At 72.6% G+C, this 15,125-nt stretch carries 12 protein-coding genes; 5 read left to right on the forward strand and 7 right to left on the reverse strand.

Translation table 11 applies throughout. The features are described from left to right. Positions 1 to 91: 91 nt before the first annotated feature. Positions 92 to 367, reverse strand: coding sequence for a helix-turn-helix domain-containing protein (locus ACFU5F_RS18710; RefSeq protein WP_383888157.1), 276 nt, complete (start codon positions 365 to 367; stop codon positions 92 to 94). Between the two features lie 73 nt (positions 368 to 440). Here ACFU5F_RS18710 and map point away from each other — a divergent pair, with 73 nt between their 5' ends. Continuing rightward, positions 441 to 1,208, forward strand: coding sequence for a type I methionyl aminopeptidase (gene map, locus ACFU5F_RS18715; protein WP_383888160.1), 768 nt, complete (start codon positions 441 to 443; stop codon positions 1,206 to 1,208). 296 nt (positions 1,209 to 1,504) lie between these two features. Then, positions 1,505 to 4,114: an ATP-dependent Clp protease ATP-binding subunit gene (locus tag ACFU5F_RS18720; protein WP_383888163.1), complete on the forward strand. Its 2,610-nt coding sequence runs from the start codon at positions 1,505 to 1,507 to the stop codon at positions 4,112 to 4,114. A gap of 18 nt (positions 4,115 to 4,132) precedes the next feature. Here ACFU5F_RS18720 and ggt read toward each other — a convergent pair whose 3' ends face one another. After that, the gene (gene ggt, locus ACFU5F_RS18725) at positions 4,133 to 5,938 is read right to left on the reverse strand and encodes a gamma-glutamyltransferase (RefSeq protein WP_383888166.1); all 1,806 of its coding nucleotides are present in this window, start codon (positions 5,936 to 5,938) and stop codon (positions 4,133 to 4,135) included. 183 nt (positions 5,939 to 6,121) lie between these two features. On the opposite strand from ggt, the gene ACFU5F_RS18730 reads away from it, so the two are divergent. Next, on the forward strand, positions 6,122 to 6,877 hold the full coding sequence (locus tag ACFU5F_RS18730; RefSeq protein WP_383888169.1) for a hypothetical protein: 756 nt from the start codon (positions 6,122 to 6,124) through the stop codon (positions 6,875 to 6,877). A 119-nt stretch (positions 6,878 to 6,996) separates the two neighbouring features. After that, positions 6,997 to 8,595 carry a CocE/NonD family hydrolase gene (locus tag ACFU5F_RS18735; RefSeq protein ID WP_383888172.1) on the forward strand — a complete coding sequence of 533 codons (1,599 nt, stop codon included), beginning with the start codon at positions 6,997 to 6,999 and terminating at the stop codon, positions 8,593 to 8,595. 155 nt (positions 8,596 to 8,750) lie between these two features. Here the strand turns inward: ACFU5F_RS18735 and ACFU5F_RS18740 are convergent, their stop codons facing one another. Both ACFU5F_RS18740 and ACFU5F_RS18745 read right to left on the reverse strand, forming a co-directional pair. Further along, positions 8,751 to 9,494: an amino acid ABC transporter ATP-binding protein gene (locus tag ACFU5F_RS18740; RefSeq protein ID WP_383888174.1), complete on the reverse strand. Its 744-nt coding sequence runs from the start codon at positions 9,492 to 9,494 to the stop codon at positions 8,751 to 8,753. Positions 9,495 to 9,718: 224 nt separating this feature from the next. After that, positions 9,719 to 10,162, reverse strand: a complete 444-nt coding sequence (locus ACFU5F_RS18745) for a DUF6278 family protein (RefSeq protein ID WP_383888177.1) — start codon at positions 10,160 to 10,162, stop codon at positions 9,719 to 9,721. Positions 10,163 to 10,374: 212 nt separating this feature from the next. On the opposite strand from ACFU5F_RS18745, the gene ACFU5F_RS18750 reads away from it, so the two are divergent. Further along, positions 10,375 to 12,135, forward strand: coding sequence for an SGNH/GDSL hydrolase family protein (locus ACFU5F_RS18750; RefSeq protein ID WP_383888179.1), 1,761 nt, complete (start codon positions 10,375 to 10,377; stop codon positions 12,133 to 12,135). A gap of 11 nt (positions 12,136 to 12,146) precedes the next feature. On the opposite strand, the gene ACFU5F_RS18755 is transcribed toward ACFU5F_RS18750, so the two are convergent. From ACFU5F_RS18755 to pcaC, 3 genes are all read right to left on the reverse strand, one after another. Then, positions 12,147 to 12,926: an exodeoxyribonuclease III gene (locus ACFU5F_RS18755; protein ID WP_383888182.1), complete on the reverse strand. Its 780-nt coding sequence runs from the start codon at positions 12,924 to 12,926 to the stop codon at positions 12,147 to 12,149. A 77-nt stretch (positions 12,927 to 13,003) separates the two neighbouring features. Further along, entirely contained in the window at positions 13,004 to 13,639 is a 636-nt protein-coding gene (locus ACFU5F_RS18760; RefSeq protein WP_383888185.1) for an MBL fold metallo-hydrolase, read from the reverse strand. 61 nt (positions 13,640 to 13,700) lie between these two features. Continuing rightward, complete coding sequence (pcaC, locus tag ACFU5F_RS18765) at positions 13,701 to 14,999, reverse strand: 4-carboxymuconolactone decarboxylase (RefSeq protein WP_383888188.1); 1,299 nt, start codon at positions 14,997 to 14,999, stop codon at positions 13,701 to 13,703. Positions 15,000 to 15,125 lie beyond the last annotated feature (126 nt).

Consider the following 15,125-nt stretch of genomic DNA (forward strand, 5'->3'; position numbering starts at 1 on the left):
TTACAGGCGGGCTACGTGGAGTTTTCGGGGCGGACGCGGTGCGCCGTGCGCGGCCGGGCGGGGGCCGTGCGTGACGGGTCCGGGCCGGGGCTCAGGCGACCGCGGCCGCCGGGGCGTCACCGGCGACCGGTGCACAGCGCGTGACGAGTTCGTCCATGGACAGGCCCAGCGCGCGGGCGAGAGCGGCGATCGTGAAGAAGGCCGGGGTGGGGGCCCGGCCGGTCTCGATCTTCCGCAGGGTCTCCGCGGAGAGTCCCGCCTGAGCGGCGATCTCCGCCATGCTCCGGCCGCCGCGGGCCTCGCGCAGCAACCGGCCGAGCCGCTCGCCGCGTTCGCGCTCTTCGGGGGTCAGTGGGGTGCGCACCATGGCCCCATTCTAATACCGGACCCCACCGGTGGACCGGTATATTAATTGGGCAGCGACCGGTATAGTAATTGGCATGGTGGAACTGAAGACGGATGCGTCCATGGACGCGATGTACGAGGCGGGGCAGGTCGTGGGGCGCGCACTGACGGCGGTGCGGAAGGCGGCCGACGTGGGGGTTTCCCTCCTCGAACTGGACGAGGTGGCGCGGGAGGTGCTGCGGGAGGCGGGGGCCACGTCACCGTTCCTCGGCTATCGGCCCTCGTTCGCGCCCACGCCGTTCCCCGCGGTCGTCTGCGCCTCCGTGAACGACGCGATCGTGCACGGCATCCCGACGGCGTACCGGCTGCGCGACGGCGACCTCCTCTCCGTCGACTGCGGCGCCGTGCTGGGCGGCTGGGCCGGGGACTCGGCGGTCAGCTTCGTGGTGGGCGAGCCGCGCGCGGCCGACCTGCGGCTCGTCGAGACGGCCGAACGCGCCCTCGCGGCGGGCATCGGGGCGGCCGTCGTCGGCAACCGCATCGGCGACATCGCGCACGCGATCGGCACCGTGTGCCGTTCCGCCGGGTACGGGATTCCCGACGGGTTCGGCGGGCACGGGATCGGGCGGCAGATGCACGAGGATCCGGGCGTGCCGAACGAGGGGCGGCCCGGACGGGGAATGAAGCTGCGGCACGGGATGGTCCTGGCGATCGAGCCGATGGTTCTCGGTGGGGGCGGCGACGGTTTCCACGCGGCGCCGGACGGGTGGACGCTGCGCACGGACGACGGCTCCCGTGCGGCCCACGCGGAACACACGGTCGCCGTCACGGACACGGGCCCCCGCATACTGACGGCCCGCTAAGGGCTGCGGGTGGTTTACGGGTGCGGGTGCCTTTGCGGGTAGGGGTGCGGGTGCGTCGGCTTCTCGCGCAGGTCTCCGCGCCCCTGAAAAGACTGGCCCGGCGGGCCTTCGGACGGCGGCGGTGCGCGAACCTCGACAGCGAGGGCCGATGAAAGGCAAGGGCGCAGCCCCGGTTTTCAGGGGCGCGGGGAACTGCGCGAGCAACCACCGCGGACCGGCACCCGCAAGGACCACCGCACCCCCAACGGCGCCCCCCGCCCCGCATGGCGCACCCGCACGCGGGAACCCGGCGGCGAATGAACAGCGCAATCCCGGGGCCCGACGGCTACGGTCCGGACCCCTTCAGTGAGTTCCTCGCCCGTTTCTTCGGCGGCCCGCGCCCCCGGCGGGTCGAGGTGGGCCGCCTGATGAGCGGCCCGGCCCGCCGGCTGGTGGCCGACGCCGCGGCGTACGCGGCACGGCGCGGCAGCACCGACCTGGACACCCAGCACCTGCTGCGCGCCGCGCTGAGCGCCGAACCGACGCGAAGTCTGGTGGCCCGCGCGGGCGCCGACCCCGACACGCTGGCCGGTGAGATCGACGCCCGGTCCGGCCCGGAGCGCCACCGGCCCGGCCAGGGCCCGGCACCCGCGTCCCTGGCCCTGACGCCCGCGGTCAAACGGACGCTCCTGGACGCCCACGAACGGGCCAGGGCCACCGGCTCCGGGCACATCGGTCCCGAACACGTCCTCAGCGCCCTCGCCGCCCACCCCGACTCGGCGGCCGGTCACATCCTCGGCTCGGCACGGCTGGCGGCCGCGGCGCTGCCGCCGGACTCGCAGGAGCCGACGGCGGGCACCGCCCTCCCCGGAGTGCCGCCGCACCCCGACCTGCCACGCCGCGTCCCGACCAGCACCCCGACGCTCGACAAGTACGGCCGCGATCTGACCGACCTCGCCCGGCAGGGCCGTATCGACCCGGTCATCGGACGGGACGAGGAGATCGAGCAGACCGTCGAAGTGCTCTCCCGGCGCGGCAAGAACAACCCCGTGCTCATCGGTGAGGCGGGCGTCGGCAAGACGGCGATCGTGGAGGGCCTGGCCCAGCGCATCGCCGAGGGCGACGTGCCCGACGTCCTGGCCGGGCGCCGGGTCGTCGCCCTGGACCTGTCCGGGGTCGTCGCCGGAACCCGTTACCGGGGCGACTTCGAGGAGCGGCTGACGAACATCGTCGACGAGATCCGCGCCCACTGCGGGGAACTGGTCGTCTTCGTCGACGAGTTGCACACCGTCGTGGGCGCCGGTTCGGGCGAGGGCGGCGGCATGGACGCGGGCGACATCCTCAAGCCGGCCCTGGCGCGCGGCGAGCTGAACATCGTCGGGGCCACGACCCTGGAGGAGTACCGGCGGATCGAGAAGGACGCGGCACTCGCCCGCCGCTTCCAACCGGTGCTCGTCCCCGAGCCGGGCGGCGAGGACGCCCTGGAGATCCTGCGCGGACTGCGCGACCGGTACGAGGCCCACCACCAGGTCCGCTACCTCGACGAGGCGCTGACGGCCGCCGTGGACCTGTCCGACCGGTATCTCACCGACCGCCGGCTGCCCGACAAGGCCATCGACCTGATGGACCAGGCCGGGGCCCGCGTCCGGCTGCGCGCCCGGACCAAGGGGACGGATCTGCGCACCCTGGAACGGGAGATCGAGGATCTGACCCGGGACAAGGACCAGGCGGTCGCGGCCGAGCAGTACGAGCGGGCCACCCGGCTGCGGGACCGGATCGGTGAGCTGCGGCAGCGGATCGGCGCGGACCACGGCGAGGGGCGGGCCGACGACGGGCAGGGGCTGCAGGTCACCGCCGAGGACATCGCCGAGGTCGTCTCCCGGCGGACCGGCATCCCCGTCAGCAGCCTCACCCAGGAGGAGGCGCAGCGGCTGCTCGGGCTGGCGGAGCGGCTGCGCGAGCGGGTCGTCGGGCAGGACGAGGCGGTGGACGTGGTCGCGGACGCCGTGCTGCGCTCGCGCGCCGGGCTCGCCGCTCCCGAACGGCCCGTCGGCAGTTTCCTCTTCCTGGGCCCGACCGGCGTCGGCAAGACCGAACTGGCCCGCGCGCTGGCGCAGGCCCTCTTCGGCGGCGAGGACCGGATGGTGCGGCTCGACATGAGCGAGTACCAGGAGCGGCACACGGTCAGCCGGCTGATCGGCGCCCCGCCCGGCTACGTCGGTCACGAGGAGGCCGGCCGGCTGACGGAGGCCGTGCGGCGGCACCCGTACGCCCTGTTGTTGCTGGACGAGGTGGAGAAGGCCCACCCGGACGTCTTCAACCTGCTGCTGCAGGTGCTCGACGACGGACGGCTCACCGACGCGCAGGGCCGCACGGTCGACTTCACCCATACGGTGATCGTCATGACGAGCAACCTGGGCTCGGAGGCCGTCGTCCGCGGCGGGGCCGGGGCGGGCTTCTCGGCGGCCGGTGCGGAGGCGGCCGAGGAGAACCGGCGCGAGCGGATCCTGCGACCGCTGCGGGAGCACTTCCGGCCCGAGTTCCTCAACCGCGTCGACGAGATCGTGGTGTTCCGCCGTCTCACCGACGACCGACTGCGGCGGATCACCGACCTGCTCCTGGAGCGCACCCGCGACCGGCTGCGCGCGCGGGGTGTCACCCTCGACCTCACCGGGCGGGCCGTGGAATGGCTCGCCCGCCACGGCGACCAGCCCGAGTACGGCGCCCGTCCGCTGCGCCGCACGATCCGGCGCGAGGTCGACAACCCCCTGTCCCGGCTGCTTCTCGACGGCCGGCTGCCGTCCGGCAGCCGGGTGGTGGCGGAGGTGGAGGACGGCCGGCTCGCCTTCCGTACGACGCCACCACCACAGCCGCGGCCACAGCCGCCGTCTCCGCCGCCCGCCTCCGAGGGGCCCGCCCGGCCGTAGGCCGCCCGGCGTGGGTGCCTACTTCGTGGGATGCACGACCATCGCCGCGCCGCCCCCGCGCCGTACGGTCTCCGCGGCGGCCAGCCACCTGCCGTTCGACAGGCGCTGGACGGCGGTCGCCGCACCGATCTCCGGGTTCTGCCGGAAGCCGTGTCCGATGGCTTCGAGGTCCGTTCGCAGCGGGCTGTTCCACAGGCCCGGTTCGAGTTCGGTGGTGGTCTGGTTGCGCTGGCTGGCCCGTGGCGCGGCGATCGCGTCGACGAGCGGCAGGCCCCGGTCGAGGAACCCGGTCAGGGTCTGCAGCACGGTCGTGATGATGGTCGCGCCGCCCGGCGAACCGAGCGCCACCACGGGCTGGTCGTGCCGGTCGAGCACGATCGTCGGCGACATCGACGAGCGCGGCCGCTTGCCCGGCCCCGGCAGGTTCGGGTCGTGCACGGCCGGGTTGGCCGGGGTGAAGGAGAAGTCCGTCAGCTCGTTGTTGAGCAGGAAACCGCGGCCCGGCACGGTGATGCCGCTGCCGCCGGTCTGCTCGATGGTGAGCGTGTACGAGACGACGTTGCCCCACTTGTCGGCGACCGTGAGGTGGGTGGTGCTGTCACCCTCGTAGGTCGTCGGCGCGGCGGTGCCGCCGGCCTGGCAGGCGGCCGGGTTCCGCGGATCGCCCGGCGCGACGGGGCTGGTGAGCACCGCGTCGTCCTTGATCAGGCAGGCGCGCGAGTCGGCGTACTCCTGTGACAGCAGTTCCTGCGTGGGGACGTCCTCGAAGGCGGGGTCGCCGACCCAGCGGCCGCGGTCGGCGAACGCGATGCGGCTGGCCTCGATGTAGCGGTGCAGATACCGGACGTCGCTCGCCTTGGAGAGGTCGGTCCGCTCCAGGATGTTGAGCGCCTCGGCGACCGTCGTACCGCCGGAGGACGAGGGGGCCATGCCGTAGACGCCGAGACCTCGGTACGACGTCTTCGTGGGCGCCTGGCGCTTGGCCCGGTACGCCGCGAGGTCGGCCGTGGTCAGGTCGCCGGGCCGGGCGTTGTAGCCCGAACCCGGGTCCACCGGGGGTTTGTTGACCGTGTCGACGATGTCCTGGGCGATGTCGCCCCGGTACAGGGCGCCGGCACCCTTGCGGCCCAGCAGCGCGTAGGTGCGGGCCAGATCGGGGTTCTTCAGGGTCGAGCCGACGACCGGCAGCTGCCCGCCGGGGAGGAAGAGGTCGGCCGTGGCCGGAAAGTTGCGGAACCGGGCCTCGTTGGAGGCGGTCTGGGCGCGGAAGGTGGCGTCGACGGTGAACCCGTGCCGGGCGAGCTTCACGGCGGGCTTCAGCAGTTTGGCGAGTGGTCTGCTGCCCCAACTGTTCAGCGCGCTCTGCCAGGTCGCGGGGGTGCCGGGTGTGCCGACGCTCAGCCCGCTGGTGACGGCCTCGGCGAACGGGATCGCCGTGCCGTTGTCCAGGAAGAGGTTCCGGTCGGCGCTCAGGGGCGCGGTCTCCCGGCCGTCAATGGTGTGCACCGTACGGGAGGCGGCGTCGTAGTAGACGAAGTAGCCGCCCCCGCCGATACCGGCGGAGTAGGGCTCGGTGACGCCGAGCGCGGCGGCCGTGGCGACGGCCGCGTCCACCGCGTTGCCGCCCTTGCGGAGCACCTCGATACCGGCGGCGGAGGCGTCCGGGTCGACGCTGGAGACGGCACCGCCGTGGCCCACGGCGAGCGGGACCTTCTCGACGGGGCCCGTCGCGGCCTGGGACGGCGGGGCCGCCCCCACCGCGACCACGGCGGACGTTGCCGCCAGCACAGCCAGTTTCCGCGCGACAGGGCGACGCAGACGCATCCGTACCTCCAGTCAAGGACCGTCCGCGCAGACTAACGCGGGCGCCATGACCCCGTCAGCGGCGTCTCGGCCATCCGGCGGTGCCGGGGCACCCCCGCGACAGCCCGCCGAACCGGGACACCGGGCCCGGAATCGGACATGGATTCGGACAGGTCTCGGCCGCGCCCGCTACCATGCGCGGCCATGAATGACGACGTGCGCAATATCGTCCTCGGGGTGATCGCGGCGGGGCTCAGCGCCTCGCTGGGCTGGACCTTCCGGACGTACCTGTGGAAGAGGAAACTCCGCCGCAAGCAGACGTTCTTCGGGCTGCCCGACAACGCCGAGTCCCTGTTGGTCGTCAGCCGCGATCCGTCGACCGCGAACCTGGCGGTACACCGCTTCGACGTCTTCGCGCTGCTGGAGCTCTCCGCACTGATCAAGGACTGTGGCGCGCACGCTCAGATCATCACGCAGGATGCCGCCCAACAGGGCTTCGGTGAACGCACCGAGTTCTGCGTAGGGGGTCCCGGCTCCAACCGGCGCATGGCCGCGCACATATCCGCGATGCTGCCAGGCATCCATTTCAACCTCGACCCCGAGCCCGGCCCCGACCGGGTGGCGCTGCACATCGGCGGCGACCGCTACCGCCTGGACCCGGGGATCACCGAACACGTGATCCTCGCCCGGCTGACCACCGGGCAGCCCGACCAGGCCCGGCCCGTCTTCCTCTTCTGCGGCCAGCGCGCGATCACCAACCAGGCCGCCACACGCTATCTGGCCCGCAACCACGAGCGCCTGCACCGCAAGTACGGCACGGGCTCTTTCGTACTCCTGCTGAAGGTCGTCAACTCACAGGCGTACGGCCCAGATGTCGTCGAACTCGTCGCGGACGTCACCCGCGCGGCCCAGACCCCGGCGCCTTCCGCACCGGCCCAGATCTCGCACCGCGCCTCCTAGCACCGTCGTACCGGTCCATCATCGAACGTTACCGTCACGTAACTTACCGGGGAGTTACTTCCGGTAAGGGTGTCCGGTTACCGTCGGGTCACTTTGCACTGACACGAGTGAGGCGACCCATGAGACACCAGCACGGCACCACCTCGCGTACGGCCGGGGCACTGCGGACGAGCGCCGTCGGCGCCGTCTCGGCCACCCTGATCGCCGGTACGGCCCTCGGTCTCGCACCCGCCGCTCACGCGGCCTCCGGCTCCACCGCCGCTCCCACCACCCGCTTCGTGGACATCGCCGGCGACGGCGGCACGGTCCTCAAGGCCAACGTCGTCGCACCTGCCGACACCTCACGCGCGTACCCGCTCCTCGTGCTGCCCACGAGCTGGGGCCTCCCACAGATCGAGTATCTGGCCCAGGCACGGAAACTGGCCGACGCCGGTTATGTGGTGGTCAGTTACAACGTCCGCGGCTTCTGGGAGTCCGGCGGATACATAGAGGTCGCGGGTCCACCCGACACGGCCGACGCCTCCCGGGTGATCGACTGGGCCCTCGCCAACACCCCGGCCGACGCCGCACACATCGGCATGGCGGGGCTGAGTTACGGGGCGGGCATCAGCCTGCTCACCGCCGCGCACGACCAGCGCGTCAAGGCCGTGGCGGCACTGAGCGGCTGGGCGGACCTGATCGACTCGATCTACGGCGGACGCACCCAGCACCTCCAGGCGTCCGCCCTGCTGGACGGCGCGGGCCGGATCACCGGCCGCCAGAGCCCCGAACTCCAGCAGATCTTCAAGAGCTTCTACGCCTCCGACCTCACGAAGGAGGAGGACATGATCGCCTGGGGGAAGAAACGTTCCCCCGAGACCTATCTGGACCGGCTGAACACCAACGGCACGGCCGTCATGCTCGCCAACGCCTGGGGCGACTCGATCTTCCCGCCCAACCAGTACGCCGACTTCTACGAGAAGCTCACCGGCCCCAAGCGGCTGGAGCTGCGCCCCGGCGACCACGCCACCACGGAGCTGACCGGCCTGTTCGGGCTGCCCAACGACGTCTGGACGGACACCCGGCGCTGGTTCGACCGCTACCTCAAGGGCACCGACAACGGCATCGACCGCGAGCAGCCCGTCCGGCTCAAGTCCCGTACGGGCGGCGCCTTCGAGGGTTATCCGGACTGGAAGTCCGTCACCGCGACCCGCCAGAAGATCGCCCTGACGGGCGGCACCACGATCCGCGCGAACGTCGACTCGGGCGCGAACGGCGGGGTCGTCTTCCTGTCCAGCATCCTGGACCAGGTGGCACAACTCCCGCCCGTGGCCTCGATCCCGCTGCTGCCGCGCCGCTGGACGGCCGTGTGGCAGTCGGAGAAGTACGCCACCGCGCAGGCCGTGCGCGGCACCGCGAAGCTGCACACCACGGTGACCCCCACCAAGGAGAGCGGCACCCTCGTCGCCTACCTGTACGACGTGGGCCCGCTCGGCCTCGGCAAGCTGGTCAGCCACGCGCCGTACACCTTCCACGGCATGACGCCCGGGAAGCCGTTCGGTGTGGACCTGGAGTTGCTCTCCACGGCCTACGACGTTCCGGCGGGCCACCGTCTCGCCCTGGTCGTCGACACGGTCGACCCGCTCTACATCGAGCACAACCCGACCGGCGCGCAGCTGACCTTCTCCTCGCCGCCGAACGACCCGTCGTACGTGTCGATCCCGCTGCGCGAGCAGTGATCTCCGGCTGCCGCCGGACGGGCCTGGCCCCTGGCCGCCGCGTGTCCGGCGGCGGCGCTCCTGTTTCGGCCGGGGTGGCGTCCACGGCCTCGCTCACCCCAAGTGGATGAACCGCTCATCGTAGTCGAGGACCGCGCCCGGTCATGTGGCGGTGGTCAGTGCTTGAGGATCTTGGAGAGAAAATCCTTGGCACGGTCGCTCTCCGGGTTCGTGAAGAACGCGTCCGGAGCGCGGTCCTCGACGATGCGGCCGTCCGCCATGAACACGACCCGGTTGGCGGCGGAGCGGGCGAAGCCCATCTCATGGGTGACGACCACCATGGTCATGCCCTCCCGCGCCAACTGCTGCATCACTTCGAGGACTTCGTTGATCATCTCCGGGTCGAGGGCCGACGTCGGCTCGTCGAAGAGCATGACCTTGGGGTCCATGGCGAGGGCGCGGGCGATGGCCACGCGCTGTTGCTGACCGCCGGAGAGCTGCGCCGGGTACTTGGACGCCTGGTCGGCGAGGCCCACCCGGTCGAGGAGTTCGCGGGAGCGCCGGTCGGCGTCCTCCTTCTTCCTCTTGCGGACCTTGACCTGACCGAGCGACACGTTCTGCAGGACCGTCTTGTGCGCGAAGAGGTTGAATGCCTGGAAGACCATGCCGACGTCCGCGCGCAGTGCCGCGAGGGCCTTGCCCTCGTCCGGCAGCGGCTGCCCGTCGAGCAGGATCGTGCCGGAGCGGATGGGCTCCAGCCGGTTGATCGCCCTGCACAGCGTGGACTTCCCCGACCCCGACGGGCCGATGACCACGACCACCTCCCCCCTGCCGACGGTGAGGTCGATGTCCTGGAGGACATGCAGATCGCCGAAGTACTTGTTCACGCCGTGCATCTCGATCAGCGGATCGATCGCCATGCCCTGCCCGCCCTACTCGCTGTCGGCCGTGCCGTGGTGTGCCCTGTCATGTCGTGCGGTGCTCTGTCGTGCCGGTGCCGGTGCCGGTGCCGGTGCCGGTGCCGGTGCCGCAAACTATCCGGACGGCCATGGCCCCCGTCCACGACACGCACGGCCGCGCATTAGCCGTATTGTCGCCGCCCCGGCGGTGCCACGGCCGACGGCGAGAGCGCGGTGCGGGGTCGTCACGACTCGGCGACCTCGGCGTAGAGCTGGGAGAGTTCCGGCACTCCGCTCGCCGCCCACTCCTGGCCGGCCTCGACCACGTCGATCTCCCGGCCGGACACCAGACGCACCACGGGCTGCCCGTTGGGCCAGATCTCCCAGCGGGCGCCCGGGACGGTCCGGACGACCACCGTGCCCAGGTAGAGCCCGGCGTCGTTGCCCAGCCAGGCCGCGGTCTCCTCGTCGTCGCGCCAGCGCGGGACGAGCTGGTCGAGGGCTTCCAGCGAGGACGCGGAGTCGTCCAGCCGCACACCCGCCTGTGCGGCCTGGGCGCGCAGCAGTTCGCATTCGGCGAGGAGTTCGGCGAGGCCCGCGTGACCGTCGTCGTCGCCGCCGGTGAACACCGCGACCCCGAAGGCGGGACCACGCCTCTTGCGCCAGTTGCCCAGGAAAGAGATGTTCATGCGCTCAGCGTGTCATCCACCTCACCCCCGGCACCACAGGCGCGCGGGCCCGCCTGTTCGCCCGGAGTTCGTCCGCCGTTCGAGCACGCCTCATTGACGGGTCCCTGACGCCTCTTTAGGTTCATGACACATCAGTCGCCTCGTCGTCGTCCCGGTGCCACATCCGTCATCATCGTCGCCATCAAGGTCAGCAACGTAGGGGAGGGTCACGCGTGCGCCGACGTGTCTGGGGAACGGCCGTCGTCCTGGCACTCGTCGCGACGGCCGCGCCGGTCGCCACGGCCCGGGCCTCGGACGGCGGGAAGGCGAGACCGGCACCCCTGGAACGTCTCTTCGACAACCGGGCGGTCAGTGACGACGCGCGGCCCGCCGAGGCCGACTTCGACGGACACGGGGGCTCGCTCTCCGCCACCGACCTGACGGCCGCCGGGTGGACACCGGGGCGCACGCTGACCGTTCAGGGCGCGCGGCTGACCTGGCCGCGCCGCACGGCGGGCGAGCCCGACAACGTACGCGCCGCCGGGCAGGCGGTCCGGGTACGGGGCCGGGGCGACGCGCTCGCCTTCCTCGTCGCCGCAACGGGCGGCTCGGAGGCGACCGGCACCGGGACGGTCCGCTACGCGAACGGCGCTCGCTCCGCGTACCGCCTCACCGTCTCCGACTGGCGCACCGGCCCCCTCGCCACCAAGGCCGTCGCCCTCCCCCATGTGAACACCCCGGGCGGTCAACTCACCGAGAAGGCACGGCTGTACGTCGTCACCGTGCCGGTCGGGCGGGGCCGCGAGGTCGCCTCCGTCACCCTGCCGCGCAACCCCGACCTGCATGTGTTCGCGCTGTCCGTCCGCCCCGAGTCACGCGGCTGGACCGGCGGTTGGGCCGCGTCCACCTCCGGCTACACGGCCGTCGGCCCTTGGACCGACCGGACCCTGCGGCTCGTCGTCCACACCTCGGCGGGCGGCCCCCGGGTGCGGATCCGGCTCGACAACACCTTCGCGTCGGCGCCGGTACGGGTGGGGAGCGCGACGGTGGCGTTGCGGGCGGAGGGCGCCGCCGCCCGCGGCGCACCGGTGCCGCTGTCGTTCGGGGGCGCGGCGGGCACCCTGATCCCGGCGGGCGCCCAGGCGTACAGCGACCCGCTGCGCTTCGACGTGCCCCCGGACACCGACCTCCTGGTCAGCTTCCATCTGCCGGACACGGTGACGGCCGCGCCCGTGCACCGGCTCGCCCGGCAGACCTCGTACGTGAGCGAACCGGGCGACCACGCGGGCGAGGACTCGGCGACGGCGTACACCTCGACGGTGACGACCTGGCCGCTGCTGACCGGCGTGGACGTCGGCGGCGGACCGGGCTCGGTCGTCCTGCTCGGGGACTCGATCACCGACGGCGAGAAGGTGACGGCCGACGCGAACCGGCGGTGGCCGGACGTGCTGGCCCGGCGGCTGCTGGACCAGGACGAGGTTCCGCGCTACGGCGTCCTCAACCAGGGGATCTCGGCGAACCGCGTGGTCATCGACCGCTACCCGGGGGACGGCGTCTCCACCGACACCGGCGGCGTGAGCGCCCTGCACCGCCTCGACCGCGACGTCCTCGCCCAGACCTCCGCCCGTACCGTCGTCGTCTTCCAGGGCGTCAACGACGTCCGCTGGGGCACGACGGCGGGCGAGGTCGTCGCCGGGCTGCGGGAGATCGCGGCCCGGGGGCGAGAGCGGGGCCTGCGCGTGCTGGCGGCGACGATCGCGCCCTGCGAGGGCGAGGCCCGCTGCACGGCCGAGGCCGACGCCCAGCGGGTCGCGGTGAACGACTGGATCCGGGGCGGCGACACCTTCGACGGCGTCCTCGACTTCGACGCGGTGCTGCGCGACCCCGGCCGGCCCGCCCGGCTGCTCCCCGCGTACGACAGCGGGGACCACCTGCACCCGAACGAGACGGGGCTGGCCGCACTGGCGGAGTCGGTGGACCTCGGGCTTCTCTGAGCGGCCGGGAGCTACACCTCCAGGTCCACCACGACCGGCGCGTGGTCGGAGGCCCCCTTGCCCTTGCGCTCCTCGCGGTCCACGTAGGAGTCGGTGACGGCCTTCGCGAACGCCTCGTTGCCGTACACCAGGTCGATGCGCATGCCCCGGTTCTTCGGGAAGCAGAGCTGGCGGTAGTCCCAGTACGTGAACGGGTGCTCGTACTTGAGGGGCCGGGGGACCACGTCGGTCAGGCCCGCCTCGCGCAGGGAGGCCAGGGCGGCGCGCTCGGCGGGGGTGACATGGGTGAGGCCCTCGAAGGCGGCGACGTCGTACACGTCCTCGTCCGTCGGCGCCACGTTGTAGTCACCCATGACGGCGAAGGGGCGGCTGCCGGCCGCGTCACCGGCGACGGCGGCCTTCAGCGCCTCGAACCACTGGAGCTTGTACGCGTAGTGCGGGTGGTCGACCTCGCGGCCGTTCGGCACGTACACCGACCACACGCGCACCGGGCCGCAGGTCGCGGAGATCGCGCGGGGCTCCACCGAGCCGTCGTACCCGGGGTCGCCGGGCAGACCCTTGACCACGTCCTCGATGCCGACGCGGGAGATCACCGCCACGCCGTTCCACCGGCCCGTGGCGTGCACCGCCGCCTCGTAGCCCGCCTCCCGCAGCGCGTCGAGCGGGAAACCGTCCTCGGCGATCTTGGCCTCCTGGAGGCAGAGCACGTCGGTGCCGCTGCTCTCCAGCCAGGCCAGGAGCCTCGGGAGGCGGGCGGTGATCGAGTTCACGTTCCAGGTCGCGATGCGCATGCCTCACAACCTACCCGGCGGGTCCGACAACGCCCGTCCCGCCCGGTCCCCCCGGTCAGGGGCCCGGCGGGCTCCTCCTACACGTCCGCCGAGGCCCCGGGCGCGAGCCGGAGGTGTTCCGCGCCGCCCAGGGAGCCGATCTGGCGGTCGTAGATGGGGCGGGCGAGGTCGGTGAGGAGGGCGTCGTGAATGTCGTAGGCGCGGTGCGGCTTCACCTCGCGGACGTAGTCGATCACCTCGGAGATCTTGTTCCACGGAGCCATGACGGGCAGCATCAGCGTCTCCACGGCGTGGCCGGGGACGGTGAGGGCGTCGCCGGGGTGGAAGACCCGGCCGCCGTCGACGAGGTAGCCGACGTTGGTGATGCGCGGGATGTCCGGGTGGATCACGGCGTGCAGTTCGCCGTGGACCTGGACGTCGAAGCCCGCGGCGGTGAACGTGTCGCCGTGGCCGACGGTGTGCACCCGGCCCGGGAAGGCGGCGGAGAGCTGCTCGGCGACGGAGCGCAGCGTCCAGATCTCGGCGGCCGGGTTGCCCTCCAGGGCCGCCCGCAGCCGACCCTCGTCGAAGTGGTCCGGGTGCTCGTGCGTGACCAGGACGGCGTCCGCGCCGGCCGCGGCGTCCTGCTCGCTGAACCCGCCCGGATCGATGACGAGCGTGCGTCCGTCCTTCTCCAGACGGACGCAGGCGTGCGACTTCTTCGTGAGCTTCATAGGTCCATCCTGCCTCTGCCCACCCGTGCCGGGTCCGTCGGCGGCCGACGGCACCGCCGGCTCACTCCTCGGGCGTGGTCTCCTCACGGATGACCTGCTGGGCCACCCGGAACGCGCTGTTCGCGGCCGGCACCCCGCAGTAGACGGCGGCCTGGAGGAGGACTTCCTTGATCTCGTCCGGGGTGAGGCCGTTGCGCAGGGCGGCGCGGGTGTGGAAGGCGAGTTCGTCCAGGTGTCCGCCGGCCACGAGCGCGGTCAGCGTGACGCAGCTGCGGGAGCGGCGGTCGAGGCCGGGCCGGTCCCAGATCTCGCCCCAGGCGTAGCGGGTGATGAACTCCTGGAAGTCGCCGGAGAACTCGTCCGCCGTGGACAGCGCCCGGTCGACGTGCGCGTCCCCGAGCACCTCACGGCGGACCTTGAGCCCGGCGTCGTACGGGTCCGGTCTCCCGAGCGCCTCGGGCTGGGCGGCTGCCGGGGCGATCTCGGCGACCGGCCCCGCCTGCGGCGGCACGACGGCCAGGGCCGGCTTGACCGGGGTCGTGGGGATGGCGACCTGGCCGGTGGTGGAGTCGTAGGCGGGCTGCCAGGCGGTGGAGAAGTGCCGGACGAGGAGGTCGGTGACGGCGGCTGGCTGCTCGACCGGAACGAGGTGCGAGGCACCGGGGACGACGGCGAGCCGGGCGTCCGGGATGCCCGCGACGAGAGTACGGGCCTCGGCGGGGCCGGTGACCTGGTCGTCGGAGCCGACGAGGACGAGGGTGGGGACGCCGATGCGGCCGAGTTCGGCGCGCACGTCGAACGAGGCGAGCGCCTCGCAGGCGGCGATGTAGCAGCCGGGGTCGGTGGTGCGGACCATCTGCACCGCCCACTCGGTGATCGCGGGCTGCGCGGCGGCGAACCCGCCCGTGAACCAGCGGTCCGGGGACGTCCGGGCGATCGGGTCGAGGCCGTTCGTGCGGACGATCACGCCGCGCTGCCGGAACTCGTCGGCCGTGCCGAAGCGGGGCGAGGCGGCGATCAGCGCGAGCGAGGCGAGGCGCTCGGGGTGACGCAGCGCCAGCTCGGCCCCGATGGCGCCGCCGAGCGCGCAGCCCGCGTAACCGAAGCGCTGCACGCCGACGGCGTCGAGCGTGGCCAGCAGCCGGGCGGCCAGCTCGGTGACCGAACCACCGGGGTACGCGGGGGCGCCGCCGTGACCGGGCAGGTCGAAGCGGAAGATCCGCCACTGCTTGGTCAGTTCGGGGACCTGGCGGTCCCACATGTGCCAGGTCGTGCCGAGCGAGGGCCCGAGGATCAGGACCGGGGCGTCGTCCGGCCCGTCGAACCGGTACTGGAGGGCGGGGGTCTGCGTCTCAGTCACCGCTCCACGCTAACGTCCCCCGCCCGGTGCTCGGCCCCAGGCCCCCGAATCGGCTCGGACGGCTCCCGCACATCAGCGGGCAACTCTCACACCGTCTTCACCTGAGCGCAGGTCATCGGGCCGAAG

This window comes from Streptomyces sp. NPDC057438, from assembly GCF_042802995.1.
Classification (GTDB): Bacteria; Actinomycetota; Actinomycetes; order Streptomycetales; family Streptomycetaceae; genus Streptomyces.